The sequence below is a fragment of the uncultured Oceanisphaera sp. genome, from assembly GCF_947495715.1.
Classification (GTDB): Bacteria; Pseudomonadota; Gammaproteobacteria; order Enterobacterales; family Aeromonadaceae; genus Oceanimonas; species Oceanimonas sediminis.
This window is the reverse complement of the sequence record NZ_CANLZU010000007.1, coordinates 121,387-145,024: the sequence shown is the minus strand read 5'-3', so window position 1 is coordinate 145,024 and position 23,638 is coordinate 121,387. Positions and strand designations below refer to the sequence as shown.

22 protein-coding genes are annotated in these 23,638 nt (G+C 55.6%); 2 read left to right on the top strand and 20 right to left on the bottom strand.

Features of this window, described 5'->3' with window-relative positions; all coding sequences use genetic code 11:
• Window positions 1-131: 131 nt before the first annotated feature.
• Window positions 132-1,448, bottom strand: a complete 1,317-nt coding sequence (locus Q0753_RS06300; RefSeq protein ID WP_298718625.1) for a hemolysin family protein — start codon at window positions 1,446-1,448, stop codon at window positions 132-134.
• Window positions 1,449-1,692: 244 nt separating this feature from the next.
• Here Q0753_RS06300 and Q0753_RS06295 point away from each other — a divergent pair, with 244 nt between their 5' ends.
• Window positions 1,693-2,796, top strand: a complete 1,104-nt coding sequence (locus Q0753_RS06295; RefSeq protein ID WP_298718623.1) for a substrate-binding domain-containing protein — start codon at window positions 1,693-1,695, stop codon at window positions 2,794-2,796.
• A 25-nt stretch (window positions 2,797-2,821) separates the two neighbouring features.
• Entirely contained in the window at window positions 2,822-4,228 is a 1,407-nt protein-coding gene (locus Q0753_RS06290; protein ID WP_298718631.1) for a LuxQ periplasmic sensor domain-containing protein, read from the top strand.
• 164 nt (window positions 4,229-4,392) lie between these two features.
• On the opposite strand, the gene glmS is transcribed toward Q0753_RS06290, so the two are convergent.
• The 19 genes from glmS to Q0753_RS06195 all read right to left on the bottom strand — a co-directional run bounded on the left by glmS (window position 4,393) and on the right by Q0753_RS06195 (window position 23,572).
• Window positions 4,393-6,225: a glutamine--fructose-6-phosphate transaminase (isomerizing) gene (gene glmS / locus Q0753_RS06285; RefSeq protein ID WP_298718621.1), complete on the bottom strand. Its 1,833-nt coding sequence runs from the start codon at window positions 6,223-6,225 to the stop codon at window positions 4,393-4,395.
• 10 nt (window positions 6,226-6,235) lie between these two features.
• Window positions 6,236-7,006 (bottom strand): DeoR/GlpR family DNA-binding transcription regulator, encoded by a 771-nt coding sequence (locus Q0753_RS06280; protein WP_298718619.1) that lies wholly within the window; start codon window positions 7,004-7,006, stop codon window positions 6,236-6,238.
• 164 nt (window positions 7,007-7,170) lie between these two features.
• Window positions 7,171-8,532, bottom strand: coding sequence for a bifunctional UDP-N-acetylglucosamine diphosphorylase/glucosamine-1-phosphate N-acetyltransferase GlmU (glmU, locus tag Q0753_RS06275; RefSeq protein ID WP_298718617.1), 1,362 nt, complete (start codon window positions 8,530-8,532; stop codon window positions 7,171-7,173).
• A gap of 196 nt (window positions 8,533-8,728) precedes the next feature.
• Window positions 8,729-9,145 carry a F0F1 ATP synthase subunit epsilon gene (locus Q0753_RS06270; RefSeq protein WP_298718615.1) on the bottom strand — a complete coding sequence of 139 codons (417 nt, stop codon included), beginning with the start codon at window positions 9,143-9,145 and terminating at the stop codon, window positions 8,729-8,731.
• 18 nt (window positions 9,146-9,163) lie between these two features.
• Entirely contained in the window at window positions 9,164-10,552 is a 1,389-nt protein-coding gene (gene atpD, locus Q0753_RS06265; protein ID WP_298718613.1) for a F0F1 ATP synthase subunit beta, read from the bottom strand.
• A 33-nt stretch (window positions 10,553-10,585) separates the two neighbouring features.
• The gene (gene atpG, locus Q0753_RS06260) at window positions 10,586-11,446 is read right to left on the bottom strand and encodes a F0F1 ATP synthase subunit gamma (RefSeq protein WP_298718611.1); all 861 of its coding nucleotides are present in this window, start codon (window positions 11,444-11,446) and stop codon (window positions 10,586-10,588) included.
• A 42-nt stretch (window positions 11,447-11,488) separates the two neighbouring features.
• Window positions 11,489-13,030 carry a F0F1 ATP synthase subunit alpha gene (atpA, locus tag Q0753_RS06255; protein ID WP_298718609.1) on the bottom strand — a complete coding sequence of 514 codons (1,542 nt, stop codon included), beginning with the start codon at window positions 13,028-13,030 and terminating at the stop codon, window positions 11,489-11,491.
• A 14-nt stretch (window positions 13,031-13,044) separates the two neighbouring features.
• Window positions 13,045-13,575: a F0F1 ATP synthase subunit delta gene (atpH, locus tag Q0753_RS06250; RefSeq protein ID WP_298718607.1), complete on the bottom strand. Its 531-nt coding sequence runs from the start codon at window positions 13,573-13,575 to the stop codon at window positions 13,045-13,047.
• A 13-nt stretch (window positions 13,576-13,588) separates the two neighbouring features.
• A complete protein-coding gene (gene atpF / locus Q0753_RS06245; RefSeq protein ID WP_298718605.1) occupies window positions 13,589-14,059 on the bottom strand; it encodes a F0F1 ATP synthase subunit B in 471 nt (156 codons plus the stop codon).
• Window positions 14,060-14,108: 49 nt separating this feature from the next.
• Window positions 14,109-14,333 (bottom strand): F0F1 ATP synthase subunit C, encoded by a 225-nt coding sequence (atpE, locus tag Q0753_RS06240; RefSeq protein ID WP_071471457.1) that lies wholly within the window; start codon window positions 14,331-14,333, stop codon window positions 14,109-14,111.
• 63 nt (window positions 14,334-14,396) lie between these two features.
• A complete protein-coding gene (atpB, locus tag Q0753_RS06235) occupies window positions 14,397-15,176 on the bottom strand; it encodes a F0F1 ATP synthase subunit A (RefSeq protein ID WP_298718599.1) in 780 nt (259 codons plus the stop codon).
• An 8-nt stretch (window positions 15,177-15,184) separates the two neighbouring features.
• Window positions 15,185-15,568 carry an ATP synthase subunit I gene (locus Q0753_RS06230; protein ID WP_298718629.1) on the bottom strand — a complete coding sequence of 128 codons (384 nt, stop codon included), beginning with the start codon at window positions 15,566-15,568 and terminating at the stop codon, window positions 15,185-15,187.
• 198 nt (window positions 15,569-15,766) lie between these two features.
• Window positions 15,767-16,672 (bottom strand): ParB/RepB/Spo0J family partition protein, encoded by a 906-nt coding sequence (locus Q0753_RS06225; protein ID WP_298718597.1) that lies wholly within the window; start codon window positions 16,670-16,672, stop codon window positions 15,767-15,769.
• Window positions 16,669-17,472 (bottom strand): ParA family protein, encoded by an 804-nt coding sequence (locus tag Q0753_RS06220; RefSeq protein WP_298718596.1) that lies wholly within the window; start codon window positions 17,470-17,472, stop codon window positions 16,669-16,671. The genes Q0753_RS06225 and Q0753_RS06220 overlap by 4 nt, the downstream gene beginning before the upstream one ends.
• A 24-nt stretch (window positions 17,473-17,496) precedes the next feature.
• Entirely contained in the window at window positions 17,497-18,144 is a 648-nt protein-coding gene (gene rsmG, locus Q0753_RS06215; protein WP_298718594.1) for a 16S rRNA (guanine(527)-N(7))-methyltransferase RsmG, read from the bottom strand.
• An 8-nt stretch (window positions 18,145-18,152) separates the two neighbouring features.
• The gene (gene mnmG, locus Q0753_RS06210; protein WP_298718592.1) at window positions 18,153-20,042 is read right to left on the bottom strand and encodes a tRNA uridine-5-carboxymethylaminomethyl(34) synthesis enzyme MnmG; all 1,890 of its coding nucleotides are present in this window, start codon (window positions 20,040-20,042) and stop codon (window positions 18,153-18,155) included.
• Between the two features lie 489 nt (window positions 20,043-20,531).
• A complete protein-coding gene (mioC, locus tag Q0753_RS06205; protein ID WP_298718590.1) occupies window positions 20,532-20,978 on the bottom strand; it encodes an FMN-binding protein MioC in 447 nt (148 codons plus the stop codon).
• Between the two features lie 139 nt (window positions 20,979-21,117).
• Entirely contained in the window at window positions 21,118-21,849 is a 732-nt protein-coding gene (locus tag Q0753_RS06200; RefSeq protein ID WP_298718588.1) for a general secretion pathway protein GspB, read from the bottom strand.
• Entirely contained in the window at window positions 21,833-23,572 is a 1,740-nt protein-coding gene (locus tag Q0753_RS06195; protein WP_298718586.1) for an AAA family ATPase, read from the bottom strand. Before Q0753_RS06195 ends, Q0753_RS06200 begins: the two co-directional genes overlap by 17 nt.
• Window positions 23,573-23,638: the final 66 nt, after the last annotated feature.

Genomic DNA, 23,638 nt, shown 5'->3' with positions numbered 1-23,638 from the left:
TGACCGTTGGCGTGTTGCCCCGTGTCAGTGGATGCGCATTATAGGGAACCGCTGATTTTGCGCAAGGGCTTTTTTGATAAAAACATCGACTTTCGCACTGCTTGTACAAGATTAAATCAATACGGTTATTTTTAACACTTTTCGCCTTCAGGGGCAGGTTCAGCCGAGCCTATTCTGGTCACCAGCAACTGGTCTATCTTGTAGCTGTCGATATCTACGACTTCAAACTTGTAGCCCGAATGCAGTACAAAGTCGGTGCGCTTGGGAATTTTACGCAACATGTACATCATGAAGCCGGCGATGGTTTCGTAGTTTTCATCATTGGGAAAGCTGTCGATATGCAGCACCCGCATCACATCTTCCAGCGGTGTCGAGCCTTCCACCAGCCAGGAGTTGGCATCACGAGAGACAATATTGTCTTCTTGAGACTGCACCAGCTCGCCCATGACGATGCTCATCACGTCTTTCAGCGTGATGATGCCCACCACCAGCGCATACTCGTTCATGATAATGGCAAAATCCTCACCCGCCGTTTTGAAATGCTCCAGCACTTCATACATGGATAGCGTATCGGGAATGATCAGCGGACTACGAATGATGCCTTCCTTTTGCAATGAGATGGGCTGCTGGTGCAACACCTGCATCAGGATGTCGCGGGAGTCGACGTAGCCAACCACCTTGTCCAGACTGTCTTCACACACCAGAAACTTGGCATGGGGGTGCTCGGCAATCTTGGCCTTGATGCTGTCCTGACTCTCGGTGAGGATAAAGTAGATCAGACTCTCCCGCGTCGTCATCGCCGAGGTCACGGTGCGAGACTCCATATCAAACACATTCTCGATAAGATGATGTTCCTGCTCCTGCAATACTCCGGCCTGCGCGCCGGCATCCATCATGGCGATGATGTCTTCCGGCGTGATTTCATCCTTGCGCATGGTCGGTACCTTGAACAAGCGGAAGAACAGGTTGGCCAGGCCATTGAAAAACCAGACCAGCGGTTTGAGAACCACGATGAAGAACGCCATGGGACGAACCACGGAAACCGCAATCTGCTCTGGCGCTATCATCGCCAGCCGTTTGGGCATGAGGTCGGCAAACAGGATAAATAACGAGGTCACCATGAAAAACGACAGCATGAACGCCGTTTTTTCAATCCAGGCGCCGTCAAAGAACATGCTCAACAATTCGGTAATAAAGGGGGTAAAGGCGGCTTCCCCCAGAATCCCCCCCAGAATCGCCACGGCATTAAGCCCTATTTGAACCACAGTAAAAAAGTTGCCCGGCTGCTCCTGCAGCATCAATACTTTTTCGGCATTGGGATCACCATCGCCGGCCATTAAGCGCAGCTTCATCTTGCGCGATGCCGCCAGGGCAATTTCCGATACCGAAAAAAACGAACTAATGACGACCAGCAGGACGAGTACCAGCAGGTTCTCAAAAAAAGTCATAGTGATGCACACCGGTAAGAAAAGGAGAAAAAAGCCACAAAAACAGGCTCAGGATATCATGGCATATGGAATTTAACAGAAGCAGACCCGTGGTTTGAAACAGGATTCAGAGTCATTTCAAGAAAGTACTGTAAAAAGCGAAATATTGCCGTGATACTTGCACTCATTCAACAAAATAAAAGCCCACAATGAGTCCAGCTATTGGACACAGCTATTCAGATAATCAAGTGTACGGATAATATCAATGTTGATAAGACGATTATTACTCGGCTGGATACTCTCCTGGCTGATGCTGCCCGCATGGGCCGCGGAAAAAAACCTGGACTACTGGTCTTTTCAGGAATACCTGGATGCTTTTCCGCAACAACGAGAGCTGTCCGACGCCTTTGCGGCGCGAATACGCCAGGCCGCCGAGCCCTGGACTACCCCCACAGACAACCCCGTGCATATCGCCATGCTGATACCCGACCAGCAGGTATCGGATTACTGGTCTCGCAACCGGCAAAGCCTGGCCCTCCGCCTGCAGGAAATAGGTCTGCCCTTTACGCTTGAAAACTACTCGTCCCGACCGGCAACCACCCACCGAGAAGAAGAGCAACAGCTGGTTGAAGCCCTGAACAGCGATCCCGACTACCTGGTATTTACCCTGAACTCGCTGCGTCACCGGGTCTTGATAGACAAGATCATGGCTCGTGGCCGCCCCAAGCTTATTTTGATGAATATCACCACCCCGCTGAAACACTGGGGAAAAAACCAGCCATTTTTCTATGTAGGATTCGATCACCGGGAAGGCACCCGGCTATTGACCGATGCCATCAACAAGATGACCGGCAAACAGGCCAACTACCTGATGCTGTATGGCACCCGGGGTTATGTCAGCCGGGCAAGAGGGGACGAATTTATTCGACTGACTTCCAACCAGCCCGGTTTTACGCTGCGTCAGGCTTTTTATACCAATGTAAACCGGGAAAAAGCCCGCCAGGCAGTACTGCAGACGCTGGCAGCCAAACCGGATATCAATCTGATTTATGCCTGCACCACGGATATCGCCCTCGGCGCCATGGATGCGCTGAAAAAACTGAATAAAGAAGACAAGGTTATCCTTAACGGATGGGGCGGCGGCAGCGCCGAGATCGATGCTCTGGCCCAGGGTAACCTGGATCTGACCGTGATGCGCATGAACGATGATAGCGGCGTCGCCATGGCCGAAGCCATCCGCCTGGATCAGGAAGGAAAGAGCAACCTTATTCCCCAGGTCTACAGTGGAGACTTTGCCGTTGTTGACCAACAAACCACTGCAGCAGAACTGGAGCGTCTTAAAGACTATGCATTCCGTTACTCGAAGTAACCCTGGTGCCAAATGCTTGCTCAGGGTGCTGCTGGAGGCACTGCTGCCTGCCTTTTTGCTGCTGGCCGTGGCCTTACTGATGCTGAACTATCACAGTACCTCAAACATGGTTGATGACAGCATTCGTCATCAACTACAGGAAACCAACGGTCGGTTACAAGGTCGCCTCGACAACTACCTGAGCGGCCTGGACAACCTGCTGTCATCCACGGCCGAGAATCCGCAGCTGGCTGCCATTATATCGGCCGGTGATCGACAAGCCGCCAAGGCACAGCTGCAGAAAACGCTGGAACACAGCCACGGTGAATACCTGGATTTACTGATACTGACACGACAGGATCAGTATTGGACCAACATGAACTCCCCTCTCTATTTGCTGGAGCACCGGCTGACATCACTGATTGCGGATACTCCTTTTTATAATAAATGGGCCAGTATCGAGCTGGATCCCTCACCCACTCCCTGGACGGCCCTGATACAGCGTTATCCCATACTGTCGCCGGACTCGGGACAGATAATCGGCAGCCTGTTCGGGGGTATGGTACTGAATGACAACCTCACCCTGCTCAGCATGCTGGGACAAGGGCTGCAAAACATCAATGTACAGTTGCTCTTGCGCGGGCAGCCGGTGGGGCCCGCCTTTGTCAACAGCGACATTCCTGGCGAAATACTGACTCGGGCCCTGGCCGAGCAGCGACCCCATGGACAGATCCAGGGCCATTACTTCAGTCTGCAGCCCTTGCTGATCAATGGGGAGCAGAGCGAGCTGCAACTGTTGCTGCTGACCGATGACGCCATATTCCAGCAATTACAACAAAGCTACGGCTACCACACCCTGCTGACCTTGATACTGGTCTTGCTCACCGCCCTGGCTCTGTCACTCTATACCCTGAGACTGGTTTCCTCACCATTGACCCGCCTGACCCTGTTTGCCGAACAGATCCGTCGTGGCCACTCGGCTTCTTTTCAGCCCGACAGCATAGAAGAATTCAACTTGCTGGGCGCCAGCCTGGAGCAGTCCGAAACATCACAACACCTGCACCGACTGGTCTTCGAGAACATGATGGAGGCCGTCGTGATCTTCGATGGCGCTCATCGACTGATCTACGTCAATCGTGCCTACAGCGATATCACCGGTCAGCGTCTGGATGAAGTGGCAGGCCAGACGCCATCTCTGGTGTTACAACGGGCATTGGGAGACAAGGCGTGGCAACTGCCATGGCAAATGGCCAATGCAACCGGCAGCTGGCAGGGCGAGATATCCCCTCCTGTAACCACCCACCATGCCGGTCGCATGCGGCTATCGATTTCGACGCTTCGGGAAATAAATGGCGAAACAAGCCATTACGTGGTCATCTTTTCGAATCGCCCCACACTTAATGACATTGAGGAACAACGGGAATCGCTATCCGGCCGAAAAACGGGAACCTGAGTAACAAGAAGGGGTTTTCATCAACCAAAAAAGCGGTTCTGACCATGATGGCCAGAACCGCTTGAAGATTTAAACACCAGCCGAAGCAATCGCTACCAGAGATGACACTTTATTTTCATCCCACTGTTTTGATCCCACAAAGCGGCCGGCTGTTCTGAGACGAATTATTCGACCGTAACGGATTTTGCCAGGTTTCTGGGTTGATCCACATCGGTGCCCTTGATCAGCGCCACATAGTAAGACAGCAACTGCAACGGCACCGTATACACGATGGGCGCGATGGCCTCTTCCACATGGTTGAGCGACATCACCCGCATGGTGGCGTCACCCTTGAATCCGGCCTGCTTGTCCGCAAACACATAGAGAATACCGCCGCGGGCGCGTACCTCTTCCACGTTCGACTTCAGCTTTTCCAGCAGATCGTTGTTGGGCGCCACCACGATAATCGGCATATCCGCATCGATCAGCGCCAGCGGGCCATGCTTGAGCTCGCCGGCCGCATAGGCCTCGGCGTGAATGTAGGAAATTTCCTTGAGCTTGAGCGCTCCTTCCATGGCGATGGGATACTGCTCGCCCCGGCCAAGGAACAGGCTGTGATACTTGTCGGCAAACTCTTCCGCCAGCACCTCTATGTCACCGGCCAATGCCAGGGTATCGACGATATGGCCCGGCAGGGCGCGCAGTGCGGTTACCAGTTCGGCTTCCGTTTCCGCCGTCATGTTGCCACGGCAACGGCCCACCGCCGCTACCAGCATCAGCAAACCGGCCAGCTGGGTGGTGAACGCCTTGGTGGACGCCACGCCAATCTCGGCACCGGCCCGGGTCATGAAGGCCAGATCCGATTCCCGCACCAGGGATGAGCCGGGTACGTTACAGATGGCCAGGCTGCTCATGAAACCGGACTCCTTGGCCAGCCGCAATGCCGCCAGGGTATCGGCGGTTTCACCGCTCTGGGACAGGGTGATCAGCAGGCTGTTGGGGCGGACCACCGACTTGCGATAACGGAATTCGGAAGCGATTTCGATATCGCAGGACACGCCGGCCAAGGCTTCAAACCAGTAACGGGCCACCATGCCCGCATGGTAGGAGGTGCCGCAGGCAATCAGCTGGATATGCTCGACCTTTTCGAAGATCTCGCGGGCGCCATTACCGAAGGATTCCACCACCACCGCCGCTTCGGTGATCCGGCCTTCCAGGGTGTCGGTAATCGCCTTGGGCTGCTCATGAATTTCCTTGAGCATATGATGACGATACTCGCCCTTGTCACCCGCATCGTGGGTCACGTCGGATTCCAGCTCTTCGCGCACCACCGGCTTGCCATCGGTATCGAAGATATGGATCTCGCGGCGGGTCACTTCCGCCACATCCCCTTCTTCCAGGAACAGGAAGCGGCGGGTCACCGGCAGCAGCGCCAGCTGATCCGAGGCGATGAAGTTTTCGCCCAGCCCCAGACCGATCACCAGCGGAGAACCGGAACGCGCCACCACCACCCGGGAAGGGTCCTGCACATCCATCAGCACGGTACCGTAGGCGCCACGCAGTTCCTTCACCGTGGTTTGCAGCGCCGCCAGCAGTGACTCGCTGTGCTGGCGGTGATAATGCACCAGGTGAGCAATCACCTCGGTGTCGGTATCGGAGCTGAATTCATAGCCTCTGCCCTGCAGCTCTGTCCGCAGTTCCTCGTGATTTTCGATAATGCCGTTATGCACCACCACTATGTCGCCGGACACATGGGGGTGAGCGTTACGCTCCGAAGGCTCGCCATGGGTGGCCCAACGGGTATGGGCGATGCCGGTGCCGCCGGTCAGCGGCTGCTCGTGCAGGGCATCGGCCAGCGCCTGCACCTTGCCCAATCGGCGCAGCCGCCCCAGCTGACCCGGCGCTTCGGCGATGGCCACCCCGGCCGAGTCATAGCCACGGTATTCAAGACGGCGCAGGCCTTCTACCAGAATTTCCGCCACATCACGCTGGGCCACAGCCCCTACAATTCCACACATGCTCTTGTCCTCAGGATAAGGGCGCGATCACCAGAGTGACGCCCTTGTCGGTTATTTGTTGTTGAATGCTTTTGTCCAGGCCACTGTCGGTGACCAGGGTATGAACCCGGTTCCAGGGCAGCTCCAGGTTGGGGATCTTGCGGCCAATCTTGTCGGACTCCACCATCACCACCACCTCGCGGGCGACCTCCGCCATTACCCGCGACAGCCCGGTCAATTCATTGAAGGTAGTGGTGCCCCGCTCGAGATCGATGCCGTCGGCGCCGATAAACAGCTGATCGAAGTCGTAGGAGCGCAGCACCTGCTCGGCCACCTGGCCCTGAAAGGATTCGGAAGACGCATCCCAGGTACCGCCGGTCATCAACAGGGTCGGCTCCGGCTCCAGCTCGCGCAGGGCATTGGCGATATTCAGTGAATTGGTCATCACCACCAGCCCATGTTTCTGGCCGAGCTGGCCCAGCAATGCCGCCGTGGTGCTGCCGCTGTCGATGATGATGCGGTTATGGTCACGCACCCGCCCGGCCGCGGCCCTGGCCAACGCCTGCTTTCGCTTCGACACCGGCTCGCCGACATTTTCCGTTACCATCTCGCTCGGCACCGGCACGGCACCACCATAACGGCGCAACAGCAGGCCGTTCTTTTCCAGCGCGGTCAGATCCTTGCGGATGGTGACTTCGGAGGTTTCAAAGCGTTGCGACAGCTCGTCGACCGTCACTTCCCCCTGCTCGTTAAGCAAGGTGACGATGGTATGACGACGTTGTTGGGTGTTCCGTTTCGACATGACTTATCTAAGTTTCGATTTGAAACTTAATGCTAGCAGATCAAAAGATAAGGGATCAATCGATAGTTACAAAGATAGTGAGGGGTGAGGGGTGAGGGGTGAGGGGTGATGTGCAGTATTTATCACTACTCCTCACTCTTCTCCCCTCACACCTCACAAGGCAGTTACTTTTTCTTCACCGGTCGTGGCCAGTTCTTGATATGACGCTGGCGCACCCTGGTGATCACCAGCTCGTCTGCGGCCACGTCCTTGGTGACGGTGCTGCCGGCACCCAGGGTAGCGTTCTTGCCGATACGTACCGGGGCCACCAGCTGGGTATCGGAGCCGACGAAGACGCCGTCTTCGATCACGGTCTGGAACTTGTTTACCCCATCGTAGTTGCAGGTAATGGTACCCGCGCCGATGTTGACGCCCTCACCGATCTCCGCATCACCGAGATAGCTCAGGTGACCGGCCTTGGAGCCTTTGCCCAGACGGGCTTTTTTCATTTCGACAAAGTTACCGACGTGGGCGTCCTCACTCAGTACGGCACCGGGGCGCAGGCGGGCGAAGGGACCGGCGCTGCTGGCGGTACCCAGCTCGGCCTGCTCGATGATGGAGTAAGGCTTGATCACCGCATCATCACCGATCACGCAGTCCTTGAGGATGGCACCGGCACCGACGATGACACCCTTGCCTAGGGTGACCTTGCCTTCGATGATGACATTGACGTCGATGGTGACTTCTTCACCTACGCTAAGCTCGCCGCGCAGATCGAAGCGCGCCGGATCCAGCAGGGTCACCCCCTCGCGCATCAACCGCTCGGCCTGCATCTTCTGGTAGGCCCGCTCCAGTCCGGCCAGCTGTACCCGGTCGTTGGCGCCTTCCACTTCGGCGGTGCTGGCCGGGTGCACGGTGGCAATGTCGCAGCCGTCCGCATGGGCCATGGCGAAGATGTCGGTGAGGTAGTATTCACCCTGGGCGTTGTTGTTGTTCAAGGCCCCCAGCCAGCGTTTGAGCAAACCGGCTTCGGCCACCAGTACCCCGGTGTTCACTTCATTAATCGCCAGCTGCTCGGCATTGGCGTCTTTCTGCTCGACGATGCCGACTACCTTGCCATGCTCGCGCACGATACGACCATAACCGGTGGGGTTATCCAGCTTGACCGTCAACAGGCCCACGCCGCCGGCTGGCTTGGCGGCCAGCAATGCCTTGAGGGTATCCGGCTGTAATAATGGCGTATCACCATAAAGCACCAGTACATCATCACTATCGGCAATTTCCGGTAAGGCCACCGCCACCGCATGGCCGGTGCCCAATTGCTCGGCTTGGTGCACCCAGCCGATGCCCGGCTCATCGATGCGCGCCTTGAGCTGGTCGGCACCATGACCGTATACCAGATGAATACCATCTACCGCACAAGCCTGAGCCGCCGCTATCACATGGCTCACCATGGGACGATTGGCCACCGGGTGCAGTACCTTGGGTAAGGAAGAACGCATGCGGGTGCCTTTACCCGCCGCCAGTATCACTGCCTGTGTTGTCATTAGAATTCATATCCCGTTGATAAATGACCGTGAGGGGTGAGGGGTAAAGCGTGAGGAGTAACGTCCAATCGACAGACCAGCATTTTCACCTCACTCCTCACCCCTTACTCCTCACCGTTACTGCCGTCATTCTGATTTTTTTATAAAAAAAAAGCGACCCTGAGGTCGCTTTTTTACGCACGGCTAGTAACGCACGTTATCTTTTAACCAACTGCAGCACGCGCAGTTTCGCCAGAGCCCGGGCCAGATCGGCGGCCGCTTCTGCATAATCCACATCGTGTGAGGAATTCTGCAGTTTGGCTTCCGCCGCTCGTTTGGCTTCTTCGGCCTTGGCTTTATCCAGATCTTCGGCGCGAATCGCAGTGTCGGCCAAAACCATGACACTGCTGCCCTGCACTTCCAGCATACCGCCGGAAACATACAGAACTTCTTGCTGGCCGGCTTTGGTGACATATTGCACCAGGCCGGGACGGATAGCCGTCAGCAAGGGGGCATGTCCGTAACGGATCCCCAATTCACCCTCAGAGCCGGAAACCGTCACCGCACTGACAGAGCCGGAGTACAAACGTTCTTCGGCACTGACAATGTCGAGATGAAAGCTAAAATCGGCCATCAGGTTCTCCTTCGAGGCTTACAGTTTCTTGGCTTTCTCGACCGCTTCGTCGATAGAGCCAACCATGTAGAACGCCTGCTCGGGCAGCGAATCGTAATCACCGTCCAGAATGCCTTTGAAACCAGTGATGGTATCTTTCAGGGACACGTACTTACCGGGAGAACCGGTGAATACTTCGGCCACGAAGAAAGGCTGGGACAGGAAACGCTCGATTTTACGGGCACGGGATACAGTCAGCTTGTCGTCTTCAGACAGTTCGTCCATACCGAGGATGGCGATGATGTCTTTCAGCTCTTTATAGCGCTGCAGCACGGTCTGTACGCCACGGGCAACAGTATAGTGCTCGTCACCAACAACCTGCGGATCCAGCTGACGGCTGGTGGAGTCCAGCGGATCAACGGCCGGGTAGATACCCAGGGCGGCAATCTGACGGCTCAGTACCACGGTCGCGTCCAGGTGGGCGAAGGTGGTTGCAGGAGACGGATCGGTCAAGTCATCCGCGGGCACGTAAACGGCCTGTACGGAGGTGATGGAACCGGTCTTGGTGGAGGTAATACGCTCTTGCAGTACACCCATCTCTTCGGCCAGCGTCGGCTGGTAACCTACTGCAGAAGGCATACGGCCCAGCAGTGCGGATACTTCGGTACCGGCCAGCGTGTAACGATAGATGTTATCCACGAAGAACAGAACGTCACGGCCTTCGTCACGGAACTTCTCGGCCATGGTCAGACCGGTCAGCGCAACGCGCAGACGGTTACCTGGCGGCTCGTTCATCTGACCGTATACCAGCGATACCTTGTCGATAACGTTGGAGTCGGTCATTTCGTGGTAGAAGTCGTTACCTTCACGGGTCCGCTCACCCACACCGGCAAATACGGAGTAACCGCTGTGCTCGATGGCGATGTTACGGATCAGTTCCATCATGTTTACGGTTTTACCAACACCGGCACCACCGAACAGACCAACCTTACCACCCTTGGCGAACGGACAAACCAGATCGATTACCTTGATACCGGTTTCCAGCAGCTCGGAGCTGTTGGACTGTTCTTCGTAGCTCGGGGCTTCGCGGTGGATAGACCAACGGTCTTCTTCACCGATGGGACCCTTCTCATCGATAGGGTTACCCAAAACGTCCATGATACGACCCAGAGTCTGAGTGCCTACCGGCACCTTGATCGGGTTGTTGGTACGTTCGATTTCCAGACCGCGGCGCAGGCCGTCGGAGGAACCCATGACGATACAGCGCACAACGCCGCCGCCAATTTGCTGCTGAACTTCCAGAACCAGGCCCTGGCTCTGACCTTCAGTCGTGATCTTCAGCGCTTCATATACGTGAGGAACCGCATCTTGCGGAAATTCCACGTCTACTACGGCGCCGATGATTTGGACTATGATACCCTTACTCATGTCAAATCCTCTAAACCTTTGAATACCCTTGCCTTATACGGCACCGGCACCGGCAACAATCTCACTCAGCTCTTGGGTAATCGCAGCCTGACGGGCTTTGTTATACACCAATTGCAGATCTTCGATGAGATCGCCGGCGTTATCGGTAGCGGCTTTCATCGCTACCATCCGCGCAGCCTGCTCACTCGCCAGGTTTTCTACCACACCCTGATACACCTGTGCTTCCACAAAGCGTACCAGCAGCTTGTCCAACAACGATTTTGGATCAGGCTCGTAGAGGTAGTCCCAGCTGTGGCTGGCCACGTTTTCTTCCGATGCAGGTAAGGGCAACAGTTGATCGACCGTGGGTTTCTGAATCATGGTGTTTTCAAACTTGTTGTACACCAGATACAGCTTGTCTATCTCACCCTTGTTGTATGCCTCAAGCATGACATTGACGGAGCCAATCAGCTCAGACAGCGACGGGTTATCACCCAGACCGCCCTTCTGTGCGACGACCTTGCCGCCATGGCGGTTGAAAAAGCTTACCGCCTTGCTGCCGATAAGACCCAGGTCAATGCCTACGCCTTTGTCGGACCATGCTTTCATTTCGTTAATGGCTTGTTTGAACAGGTTAATGTTCAAACCGCCACAGAGGCCACGATCGGTCGAGATGATAATAAACCCAACGCGCTTAACCTCGCGGTCTGCCAGATAGGGGTGCTTGTATTCCAAGTTCCCCTGCGCGATGTGGCCGATCACCTTGCGTATGGTTTCAGCGTATGGGCGGCTGTGGTCCATGCGATCCTGCGCTCTGCGCATTTTCGAGGCGGCCACCATCTCCATAGCGCTGGTGATCTTCTGAGTGTTTTTGACACTCCCGATCTTGCTACGTATTTCTTTTGCGCCGGCCATGTCGCTTCTCCAATTCAGGTGGCAGCAAACGCTGCCACATGGTTACCAGGACTGGGTAGCCTTGAAGCTATCCAGCAACGCAGTCAGCTGGGCAACAACATCTTTGTTGAAGTCAGCTTTCTCGTTGATCTCCGCCATCACGGCGGCATGTTCTGAATTGGCATAAGCGAGCAGGGCGGCTTCGAACGTAGTGATGAGCTTCAGCTCAACATCGTCCAGATAACCATTTTCGGCGGCGAACAGTACCAGACCCTGTTCGGCGACAGACATCGGACGGTATTGCTTCTGCTTCATCAGCTCGGTCACTTTCTGACCGTGACTCAGCTGCTTGCGAGTCGCCTCATCCAGATCGGAAGAGAACTGAGCAAAGGCCGCCAGTTCGCGATACTGAGCCAGAGCGGTACGAATACCACCGGACAGTTTCTTGATGATCTTGGTCTGTGCAGCACCACCAACACGGGATACGGAGATACCCGGATCAACAGCAGGACGAATGCCCGAGTTGAACAGTTCGGTGGTCAGGAAGATCTGACCATCGGTGATGGAAATCACGTTGGTCGGTACGAAGGCAGAAACGTCACCAGCCTGGGTTTCGATGATCGGCAGCGCGGTCAAAGAACCGGTCTTGCCTTTCACTTCACCATTGGTGAACTTCTCTACGTAGTCGACAGACACGCGAGAAGCGCGTTCCAGCAGACGGGAGTGCAGATAGAACACATCACCCGGATATGCTTCACGACCCGGCGGACGGCGCAGCAGCAGAGAAATCTGACGGTAGGCAACGGCCTGCTTGGACAGGTCATCGTATACGATCAGCGCGTCTTCACCGCGGTCACGGAAGAATTCACCCATGGCACAACCGGAGTAGGGAGCCAGATACTGCAGGGCAGCAGACTCGGAGGCAGAAGCCACTACTACGATGGTGTTTTCCAGGGCGCCGTGCTCTTCCAGCTTGCGAACCACGTTAGAGATGGTGGACGCTTTCTGGCCGATGGCCACGTACACACACTTAACGCCGGAGTCTTTCTGGTTGATGATGGCATCGACGGCCAGGGCAGTTTTACCTACCTGACGGTCACCGATGATCAGCTCACGCTGACCACGACCCACGGGGATCATGGCATCAACGGCTTTATAGCCGGTTTGCAGCGGCTGATCGACCGACTGACGGTCGATAACACCCGGAGCAATCATTTCTACCGGAGAGAAGGTATCGGCTTCAATAGCGCCTTTACCGTCGATGGGCTCACCCAGGGTGTTAACCACACGACCCAGCAGGTTGCGACCTACCGGTACTTCCAGGATACGGCCAGTGGACTGAACCTTCATGCCTTCGGCCAGATCCGCATACGGACCCATTACCACGGCACCAACGGAGTCACGCTCCAGGTTCAATGCCAGGGCGTAACGACCGCCCGGCAGTTCAATCATTTCACCTTGCATGATATCAGCAAGGCCGTGAACACGAATGATGCCATCGCTTACAGAGACGATGGTACCTTCGTTTCGTGCTTCACTGACAACATTGAATTGCTCGATACGCTGTTTTATCAGCTCGGCAATTTCAGTTGAATTCAGTTGCATGCTCTATTCCCCAATCAAGATTGCAGCGTTTCAGCCAAGCGGGACAGCCTGCCCCGAACACTTCCGTCGATTACCAAGTCACCGGCTTTGATGATGATACCGGCCATCAGTTTCTTATCGACACTGCAATTCAGCTTCACCTTGCGCTCAAGGCGCGTTTCAAGTGAAGCCTGAATCTTGGCCATTTGTTGCTTGGTCAGTTTGGCAGCAGAAACCACATCGGCTTCCACTTCCCGGTCCAGCTCCGCCTTCATCGCGGCGAATTCCAGTACCACTGCCGGCAACACACTCAAGCGTCCGTTTGCAGCCATCGCCTTTACCAGGTTCTGGCCTTGCTCATCGAGCTGTTCGCCACAGACAGCCAAAAACACGTCGGCCATCTTTTCCGCGTTCAGATTGCTGTTGATAACCTCGTCCATCTCTTTGTTTTGCACCACTTCGGCTGCAAAACCCAGCATGGATAACCAGTTATCAACCGCTTTTTTCTCAACGGCAAAATCGAAAGCTGCTTTGGCATAGGGGCGAGCAATGGTTTTCATTTCCATAGCTCTATGTCCCTTACAGTTCAGCTACTACTTTCTCAACAATGTCGCTGTTAGCAGCGGCATCAATCTGACGCTCGAGGATCTTCTCTGCACCCACCAGGGCAAGAGCAGCAACCTGCTTACGCAGTTCCTCTTTGACACGATTGCGTTCGGCTTCAACTTCTGCCTGGGCCTGTGCCAGAATTTTCTCACGCTCCGCCTGAGCTTCACGTGTAGCATCCTCGACGATCTGGGCCTTGCGCTTGTTCGCCTGCTCAACAATTTGAGCGGACTGCAGCTTGGCTTCTTTCAACTGTTCGGTTGCATTGTTTTGCGCCAGAGCCAGGTCTTTCTTGGCCCGTTCCGCCGAGGACAAGCCTTCGGCGATTTCTTTCTGGCGATTTTCAATGGCTGCCATCAGAGGCGGCCATACAAACTTCATGCAAAACCAAACGAACAGGATAAACGCGATCGTTTGACCGAGGATTGTTGCGTTCATGTTCATCGCAACTCTCCTTTAAAATGGTTAGCAGACTGATTGATAGACCGAGCCATTAAGCTACGGCGAAGATCAGGTACAGAGCCATACCAACGGTGATCATGGGGATGGCGTCAACCAGACCAACCACGATAAAGAAGTTGCCGCGCAGGGCAGGCAGCATGTCCGGCTGGCGAGCCGCACTTTCCAGGAACTTACCACCCAGCATAGAAATACCGATAGCACCACCGATAGAAGCCAGACCCAGCATAAGAGCGGCAGCGATGAAAATCATTTCCATTTTTTTTCTCCAATTGTTAGCGGTTAGAACGACTGCTTGTTAATATATTGTTATCTTTTGTTATTAATGTTCTTCATGGGCCATTGACAGATAAACAACGGTCAAAATCATGAAGATGAAAGCCTGCAGGGTGATAATCAGGATATGGAAAATCGCCCAAGGCACATTAAGGGCCCATTGAGACCACCACGGCAGCAGACCGGCAATCAAGATGAAAATCATCTCACCGGCATACATGTTACCGAACAGTCGCAGACCCAGAGAGATGGGTTTAGCGATCAGTGATACGGTCTCAAGCACCAAGTTAACAGGGATCATGGACCAATGGTTCAACGGTTGCATGGTCAGCTCTTTAACGAAGCCGGACACGCCTTTTACCTTGATGCTATAGAAAATGATCAAGATAAACACGGAGAACGCCATGGACATGGTGATGTTAACATCGGCGGAAGGAACAACCCTCAGGTAAGGAACACCGAGCAATTGAGCGCCATAGGGCAGATAGTCGACCGGGATAAGGTCCATCAGGTTCATCAGGAAGACCCAGACAAAAATGGTCAGCGCCAGAGGCGCAATCAACGCATTTTTACCATGGAAGACGTCCTTGACGGATTTATCCACAAATTCGACCAACAGCTCAACGGCACATTGCAACTTGCCGGGAACTCCACTGGTTGCACGAGACGCAACCTTGTTGAAGCCCCACAAGAACAGCATTCCCAGGACAACGGAAACAAGCAAAGAATCGATATTTAACGCCCAAAATCCCGAACCAATCTGCAGGTGTTGCAGGTGGTGAGAGATATAACCCTGGGAAGTTAAGACATCTCCTGTTGCAGCCATGTGTTTTCCTAGTAACGGTTGTTGAGAGTGAACGAAAGAATCCACTGCATCAGCAATGCTAGGGCGTAAGCCGTATACAGAGGAGCATGAAGCACCTCCATGTACTTGAGCGCTATCACGAACAACAAGATAGTGCTGCCAAACTTAATCCCTGCCCCGCTGTAAAAGTCCGCCACAACACTGCGCGGTGTGTCGTGCCTGGCGCTGAACGCCAGAACCCGGACACTGAACAGACATTGGGGAACCCAGTAGATTCCGCCCCCTATGAGGGCGGAACGGGCGGCTGCCTCTCCCTGCTGGTAAAAAAACAGGGTGGAGACCGCCACCACCAGAAGTAATTGACAAGACAAGATCACCAGCGCCATTTGCTTGTCGCTCAGGTGCCGCTTCATTTGCTCCACAAAAACTCCTGATACAGTTAGGGGCTTGCCGGCACACCGAGGTGTTGCCCTTTAAGCCCCAAAAAAGCAGGTCAAATTATACCCGTGCCCGGCGTAAATGCAATTGCAGTAAAACCTTATTTTTACCGACTTACTGCGGTTTTTCCGACCATTTACAACGGGTTAAACTAATTGAGCATTTACCTTGTGTCAGACTTCCGGCATGTCGTTAATACCAAAAAAATGACTTATTTTATCTAGTTCATTCAAAGAGTTATAAGAGATCACCAGTTTCCCCCTGTCCTTGTGGGTCGACTTGATTTCTACTTTTGAACCCAGTTTTTCACCGATTTCCTGTTCAAGCTGGCTCATCAGCAAGGATCTGGGCTGTTCAATTTTCTCTTTTTTCGGTCTCAGGCTCTGCTTGACCAGTTTTTCGGTTTCTCGAACCGTCAGGCCTTTTTGTGCCACCAGCCGGGCCAGTTCGGTCTGTGGTTCACCGGAAATCGCCAGCAGCGCCCGGGCATGGCCCATCTCCAGCGAACCGTGTTCCACCAGCTGTTTGACCTCGTCGTTGAGCTGAGCCAAACGCAACAGGTTGGAGACGGTACTACGGCTCTTGCCCACCGCCTCGGCGACCGACAGATGGGTGAAACCGAATTCTTCGATCAGGCGGGACAAGGCGCGGGACTCTTCGATGACGTTGAGATCTTCGCGCTGAATATTCTCGATAAGGCCGATGGCCATGGCTTCCTGATCCGCCACTGCCTTGATCAGGCAGGGGATCTGGTCAAGACCCGCCAGCCGGGCTGCCCGCCAGCGTCGTTCGCCGGCCAGAATTTCGTAACCACCGGTTTCCAGCGCTCGCACCACGATGGGCTGAATAATGCCCTGCTGGCGAATCGAGGTAGCCAGTTCTTCCAGTGCCACCTGGGACATGTCCCGGCGAGGCTGATATTTGCCCGGTTGCAGCTCGTTCAGAGAGAGAGTCTGCAATTCGCCGTTGGCACCGGGCAGGGAATGGGTTTCGGCCTGGTGCTGACGCTGATTGGCGGCAGAACTGGTGCTGAGCAGGGCATCGAGGCCCTTGCCCAGACCACGTCGTTTGATGGTCATGCTGTTTGTTCCGAAGGTTCAGAATGGTCCTGAGAAAGCTCTTCCCGGCGCAGAATTTCACCGGCCAGCGCCAGGTAGGCCTTGGCGCCCAGTGAAGATTTATCGTAATACATGGCCGGGGTACCGAAGCTGGGCGCCTCGGCCAGACGGACATTACGAGGTATCACGGTACGATAGACCTTGTCACCGAAGTGCGATTTAAGCTGATCGGACACCTCATTGGACAATCTGTTGCGATGGTCGAACATGGTGCGCAGTATGCCTTCGATCCTGAGCGCCGGGTTCACCACCGACGCCAGCTTGCTGATGGTATCCACCAGCGCCGTCAGTCCTTCCAGGGCGAAATATTCGCACTGCATGGGTACCAGTACCGAGTCTGCCGCCGACATGGCGTTGACCGTCAGCAGGTTGAGGGAAGGGGGACAGTCGATAAAAATATAATCGTAATAATCGCGTACCGGTGCCAGTGCATTGCGCAGACGAACTTCCCGGGCAAATACTTCCATCAACCGGATTTCGGCGGCGGTGACATCGCCGTTGCCGGCGATAAGATCATAGCCGCCGCTGGTTTCCCGCTCCACCACCTGCTCGACCGGCACCTCATCCACCAGCAAATCATAAGCCGTGTTGGCGACCTGATATTTATCGATACCGCTGGCCATGGTGGCATTGCCCTGAGGATCCAGGTCTATCACCAGTACCTTGCGTTTGGTGGCGGCCATGGACGCGGCCAAATTGACACAGGTTGTGGTTTTGCCCACGCCCCCTTTCTGGTTGGCAATGGCGATGACTTTTCCCACCGAATACCTCTACTGACTGGCTAGCTACCTAGCTAATTTGATGACCACCAGATGGCGGTCTCCTTCCTGCTCGGGCACGGTTAACGGATAAACCCGATCCAGTACGAGATGAGCAGGTAATGATTGTAACTCCTGCTCCGGATATTGCCCCTTCAGCGCCAAAAAGCGGCCGTCGGGCCCGGGCAGGTGAGCGCACCAGCTTACCATGTCATCCAGCGAAGCAAAGGCCCGACTCAGCACACCATCAAACTTTTGCTCCGGGTTGAAATCTTCTACCCGGCTCTGCACCGCCTCGACGTTGGTCAGCCCCAGCTGATGCATCACCATGCGAATAAAACGGATACGCTTGCCGAGGCTGTCGAGCAGCACAAACTGCCTGTCGGGATTGATAATGGCCAACGGCAGACCCGGCAGGCCGGGGCCTGTGCCGACATCGATAAAACGCTCCCCCTGCAGGTGAGGGCTTACTACCAGACTGTCCACGATATGACGGCCCATCATGGCGACAGGCTCACGCACCGAGGTCAGGTTGAAGGCCTTGTTCCATTTGTCGAGCAAGGTAACCAGTGTCACCAGCTTATCGGCCTGCTCGGGGGTAACCGCCAGCTCGGTCTGGCCCAGCAAGCGCTGCAGTGTGCTTTGTAATTTATCGTGCATCGTGTTGTTGCTCATCATGGTTCTTACGCCGACTTGCGCAGCAGGCCGCGTTTCTTGAGGTGTACCAGCAGAATCGAAATGGCCGCCGGGGTTACGCCGGCAATTCGCGAGGCCATGCCCAGAGTTTCGGGTCTGGCCTGGTTGAGTTTGGCGATCACCTCATGAGACAGGCCCGGCACCTCGTTATAGTCCAGATCCAGTGGCAGGCGAGTGTGCTCGTTGCGCAGATGCTTCTGAATTTCATCTTTCTGCCGCTCGATGTAACCGGCGTATTTAATCTGGATTTCGACCTGCTCGGCGGCCTGTTCGTGCTCGATGCCCGGGCCGATGCCATCCACCGCCATCAGGGTGGCGTAATTCAGCTCGGGGCGACGCAGCAATTCTTCCAGGTTGTGTTCACGGCTGAGCGGGGTTTTCAGCAATTCATTCAACGCCGGGGCGGCGGCATGAGTCGGGCTTACCCAGTTTTCACGCAGACGCTGATTCTCCTGGGTCATCCGTTCCATCTTGTCACAGAACATGGCCCAGCGATGATCGTCCACCAGCCCCAGGTTACGGCCTTCTTCGGTCAGACGGATATCCGCGTTGTCTTCCCGCAGCAGCAGACGATATTCCGCCCGGCTGGTAAACATGCGATAGGGCTCCTGGGTACCCAGGGTGGACAGATCGTCCATCATCACACCCAGGTAGGCCTGATCCCGGCGGGGTGACCAGTCGTCCTTGTCGAAGGCGCGCAGAGCGGCATTCAACCCCGCCAGCAGCCCCTGGGCACCGGCTTCTTCGTAGCCGGTGGTGCCGTTGATCTGGCCGGCGAAAAACAGGTTATGCAGACACTTGTTTTCCATGTTGATCTTCAGATCGCGAGGATCGAAATAATCATACTCGATCGCATAGCCGGGTCGCATGATGTGCGCCTGCTCGAAGCCCTTGATCGAACGCACGATCGCCAGCTGCACATCGAAGGGCAGGCTGGTGGAGATCCCGTTGGGATACAGCTCGGTACTGGTCAGCCCTTCCGGCTCGACAAAAATCTGATGGGCGTTCTTGTCGGCAAAGCGGGTGATCTTGTCTTCGATCGAGGGGCAATAGCGCGGGCCGATCCCTTCGATCACACCGGCGTACATGGGGCTGCGATCCAGATTTTTGCGGATCACCTCATGGGTTTTTTCATTGGTGTGAGTGATGTAACAGGGGATCTGCCGCGGGTGATCCTCACGACTGCCGATAAACGAAAACACCGGAGTCGGGTTGTCGCCTGGCTGAACCTGCATTACCGAGAAATCCACGCTGTTGGCATCGATTCTGGGCGGAGTACCGGTTTTCAGTCGATCGATGCGCAGCGGCAGTTCCCGCAACCGGCTTGCCAGGGCGATGGAGGGAGGATCACCGGCACGACCGCCCTTGTAATTATCCATGCCGATATGGATCAAGCCGTTGAGGAAGGTTCCGACCGTCAGTACCACGGTCTTGGCGCGAAATTTAAGACCGGTCTGGGTCACTACACCGACGACGGTATCGCCTTCCAGCAGCAGATCATCACAGGCCTGCTGGAAGATCTTCAGGTTTGGCTGGTTTTCCAGTCGGGTTCTTACGGCCTGCCGATACAGCTGACGATCCGCCTGGGCACGGGTGGCTCGAACGGCTGGGCCCTTGGAGGCGTTGAGGGTGCGAAACTGGATCCCGGCGTGATCGGCGGCGGTACCCATGATCCCGCCGAGGGCATCGATCTCCTTGACCAGATGACCTTTGCCGATACCCCCGATGGCCGGGTTGCACGACATCTGTCCCAAAGTATCCACGTTATGGGTCAATAACAGGGTGTTTGCTCCCATGCGAGCAGCGGCAGCAGCGGCTTCAGTGCCGGCATGACCGCCACCCACAACAATGACGTCAAACGATTCTTCATAGTGCATAACAGATACTCTTGAGACAGGCAGGTGTAAGGATCCCGAAGGGCGGTCATTTTAGCTTTTTTAGCGAGCGGATGGAAACCGGATCGAGAGGATCTCGTGATCGTTAATAGATCTTAGATCTCTAGATCGATCTTCTGTTAGATCTATTATTAGGGACGACCAGATCTGTGAGTAACCGTTTTTTGATCTTTAAGATCATGCGGTTACTTACGATCGATTGATGTGTACAACCTTGCCGGAGCCCTCCCTGGACCGGTGGGTAACTTGCATAGTTATCAACAGAGGCTGGTGAAGCTTTATTTAATTAATAGGATAACTATAGGTTTAACACCGGATTCAAGCATGGTTATACACATTGATGGTTTTTTTAGCGCAGGGCGGGGACGGGGATCTCAGTGGGGGATCTGTTGATAACTTGGTGGAAAGAATTTTGTAGGTGCGTGGATCTTGCGGTGGCCAGATCCACGCTCCCCGAGTAAAAACCAGGATCTACTGCTGTGATAACCAGTGATCCAGCCATTTTTCTGCGATCAGCTCCGGCGGATCCGGCTGGCTCACATCGATATCCAACCGATCGCCGATCCGCTGTGCGCCTCGATCCGCCAGCTGTCGATCGAGTTTATGGATGGCGTAACAGAAGGTGTCGTAGGCGGAATCGCCCAGGCCGATGGCCAGATACGCCAGTCCGGTTAAATCCGGCTGTTGTTCGTTCAATTGCAGAGAAAAGGGCTGAATATTGTCCGGCAGATCGCCGGCCCCATGAGTAGAGCAGATCAACAGTAAATAATGATCGGGTCTGATCAAGATGTGATCAAGCTGGGGAGAAGTGTGAATAACCGTTTGATGACCATGATTTTGCAGGATCCCGGCCAGGTCATCGGCCAGATCTTCCGCGCTGCCGAGGGTGGAGCCCACTAACAGGGTGAAGTGACTCATACAGTTCCTTGATAAAGATAATGGTGCCGATTTTAGCATCATCCGAAGGCGACCGTGGTGAAGGATCTGTGTTGCTCAGGCACAGTTCTGGCCTTGAACTGTCATAGCCGAGAGCGTCGGTGATGATTGGGTTTGAAGCCTATCCCCCGACTGATTTCAAATGAAACTCCTTCCCTTCAAAACTCAGGATCACCCCGCGGGGAGTGATGCTCTGCAGGCGCAAGGCCCCGAGTTGCTGGCCTTCTCGCAGCATCTGCCCGTTGATACTGGCCATCCTGCTGCCGGCGGTTTTCGAGTAGATGTGTACCGACAGCGTCAGTGGAGGCAGTTTCGCCCGAATACTGGCCGGTAGCTCACGCAGATCCGGCACACCGGGATCGAATACCGGCTCGGGAGTGGGCACGACGTCGGGAGACACCTTCGCCGATGAACCGGCACTTTCCGTGGCCGGTGTTGTGGTATTGCCGGCCTTTGGTGCCGGGTTCATGGTCAGGCTCGGGGGATCGTCCAGCAAAATGCGTACCGGCGCTGGGCCAGTCACTATCGGCGTTCTGGCCGCAGTGGGGGCCGCTTGCGCCGGTGCTTTCTCTTCGGGTTCGGGGGGCGTGGCTGCAGGTGAAGGCATCTCAATGGTTTGCTGCGGCGATATGGCTTGCTGCGGTGATTGCAGCCATCTTGAGCCGATTTTACCCAGGCCATATCCGACGATCAGCGCCAGCAGCACACCGGCCAGCAGCCACCCTAATCGGCGTCGATAGCGGGGAGCCGGCGGTAAACTCGGCGTTTCCGCCGGTGTATGGTTTTCCGCCGACGATGTCTGTTGGCCTCGTTTGCGTTCCGATTGTTTAAGCGCATCAAGGATGTATGACACTGGTTATCTCCTGTTGGCCGGTAAGCCTCGGCAAGTCGTTCAGCAGGCTGGCGCTGAGATAAATGCTGGTTTGTGGGCCGAAAATGCCATCGGCGGTCAGCCCCTTGCTGCGTTGAAAAGCCCTGATATCACCGACGAGTACCTCGTCATAATATTGGTGCTGCCGGCGAGGGACTCGTTCTTGCCAGCGCGCCATCTGTTGTTCCAGCCAGACGACGATGTCTCCTCGACTACCGGGGTACAGTGGTGCCTGATAATGCGGCGGCAACTGCCACAGCAGAACGTAGCTGTGGGGCCAGCTGGCGGCCAGCTCCGTCAGTGACATGCGCTTGAGCCGACCGCCCACCACCAGCTCCGCCCGCTCGTCATCGAGACGAGTCAGGATGGCATATACGGCTCCCTTTTCGGGGTGCTCCAGGCGAAAAATGACCGGGTGGTTCTGTTGCCGCACCGTAGCGAGATCACCGTTCTGAAAAGCGCATTCCAGCCGATGCCGGCGCGCAAAAGGGCACACCACCGGATGTTCGGCCGGATCGTAATCGAGCCCCCACAGCGAGAAAAGATGCTGATATGCCATGACCTGGCTCAGGTCGGTGGTCAGGGCCGCAGGCCATTGCCATGGATTGAGTTGCGTCGCGGTATCACTCGGCGCCGGTGCTGGTGTCGATGCTGCTTGAGCCGGCGGAGCAGGTTCCGGGGCCATCGCGCCGGTGATGCGCTGTTCAGGGAGTGGTTCATGGGGGGGCTCAGCCTGTGGTGGCGAAAGGCCGTTATTGCTAACGACTGGCGTGGGGGTTGCCGGCCCGCTTATGTCGGTAATGCCCGGCCATGTTGACTGAGCCAGCCAGCCGCCGGTGACAACAACGGCGAGCAGGCCGGCGGCAATGGCAAGGATCCATCGGCGCGTGGGGGGCTGTGAAGCACCCAGCACCTCGACGGCAGCGCGATTGAGGGTCACCAGATCGACCCGGGGCAGCCGTTGTACATAGGCCCCCAGCAAGGCCCGGTCGCAGATCACGTTGATCAGTCGCGGCACCCCGCCGGTCAGGCGATACAGCCGGCGCAGGCTGTTGTGTTGAAACAGCGCCGCTTCTATACCCGCCACCGACAGGCGGTGGGCGATATACGCTTGCATCTCGCTGAACGACAAGGGGGCAAGGTGATAACGGGCGGTGATCCGCTGAGATAACTGGCGCAGCTCGGGCTGGCGTAGCTTGTCGGCCAGCTCCGGTTGCCCCAACAGAATAATCTGCAACAGCTTGTGGGTATCGGTTTCCAGATTGGTCAGCAGCCGGATCTGCTCCAGCACCTCGGTGGACAGGTTCTGAGCCTCGTCGATGATCAGCACCGTCTGGCGACCCCGGGCGTGGGTTGCGAGCAGGTGATGATGAATGGCATCGATCAACTGCTGGCCATGGGACGGCTCCGGCACCTTGATTGCCAGCTCCCGACAAAGGGCGGCCAGCAGCTCTTGCACCGAACAGCCGGGGTTGAGAATAAATGCCAGATCGGTCTGCTCCGGTACCTGTTCCAGCAGACAACGGCAGACGGTGGTTTTTCCGGTGCCGACCTCGCCGGTCAGCAGCACAAAACCGCCGTGACAGACGAGTCCATACTGTAAATGAGCCAGCGCCTCTCTGTGTTGCCGGCTGAGATAGAGATAACGCGGATCGGGCGCAATGGAAAAAGGCAGATCGCTGAGGCCGAAATAAGTGCCGTACATGATGATCATCCCTGAATGTACTTGATTGTAAATATAGAAGCCGCCAGCCCACCCCGCTCGGTTGGC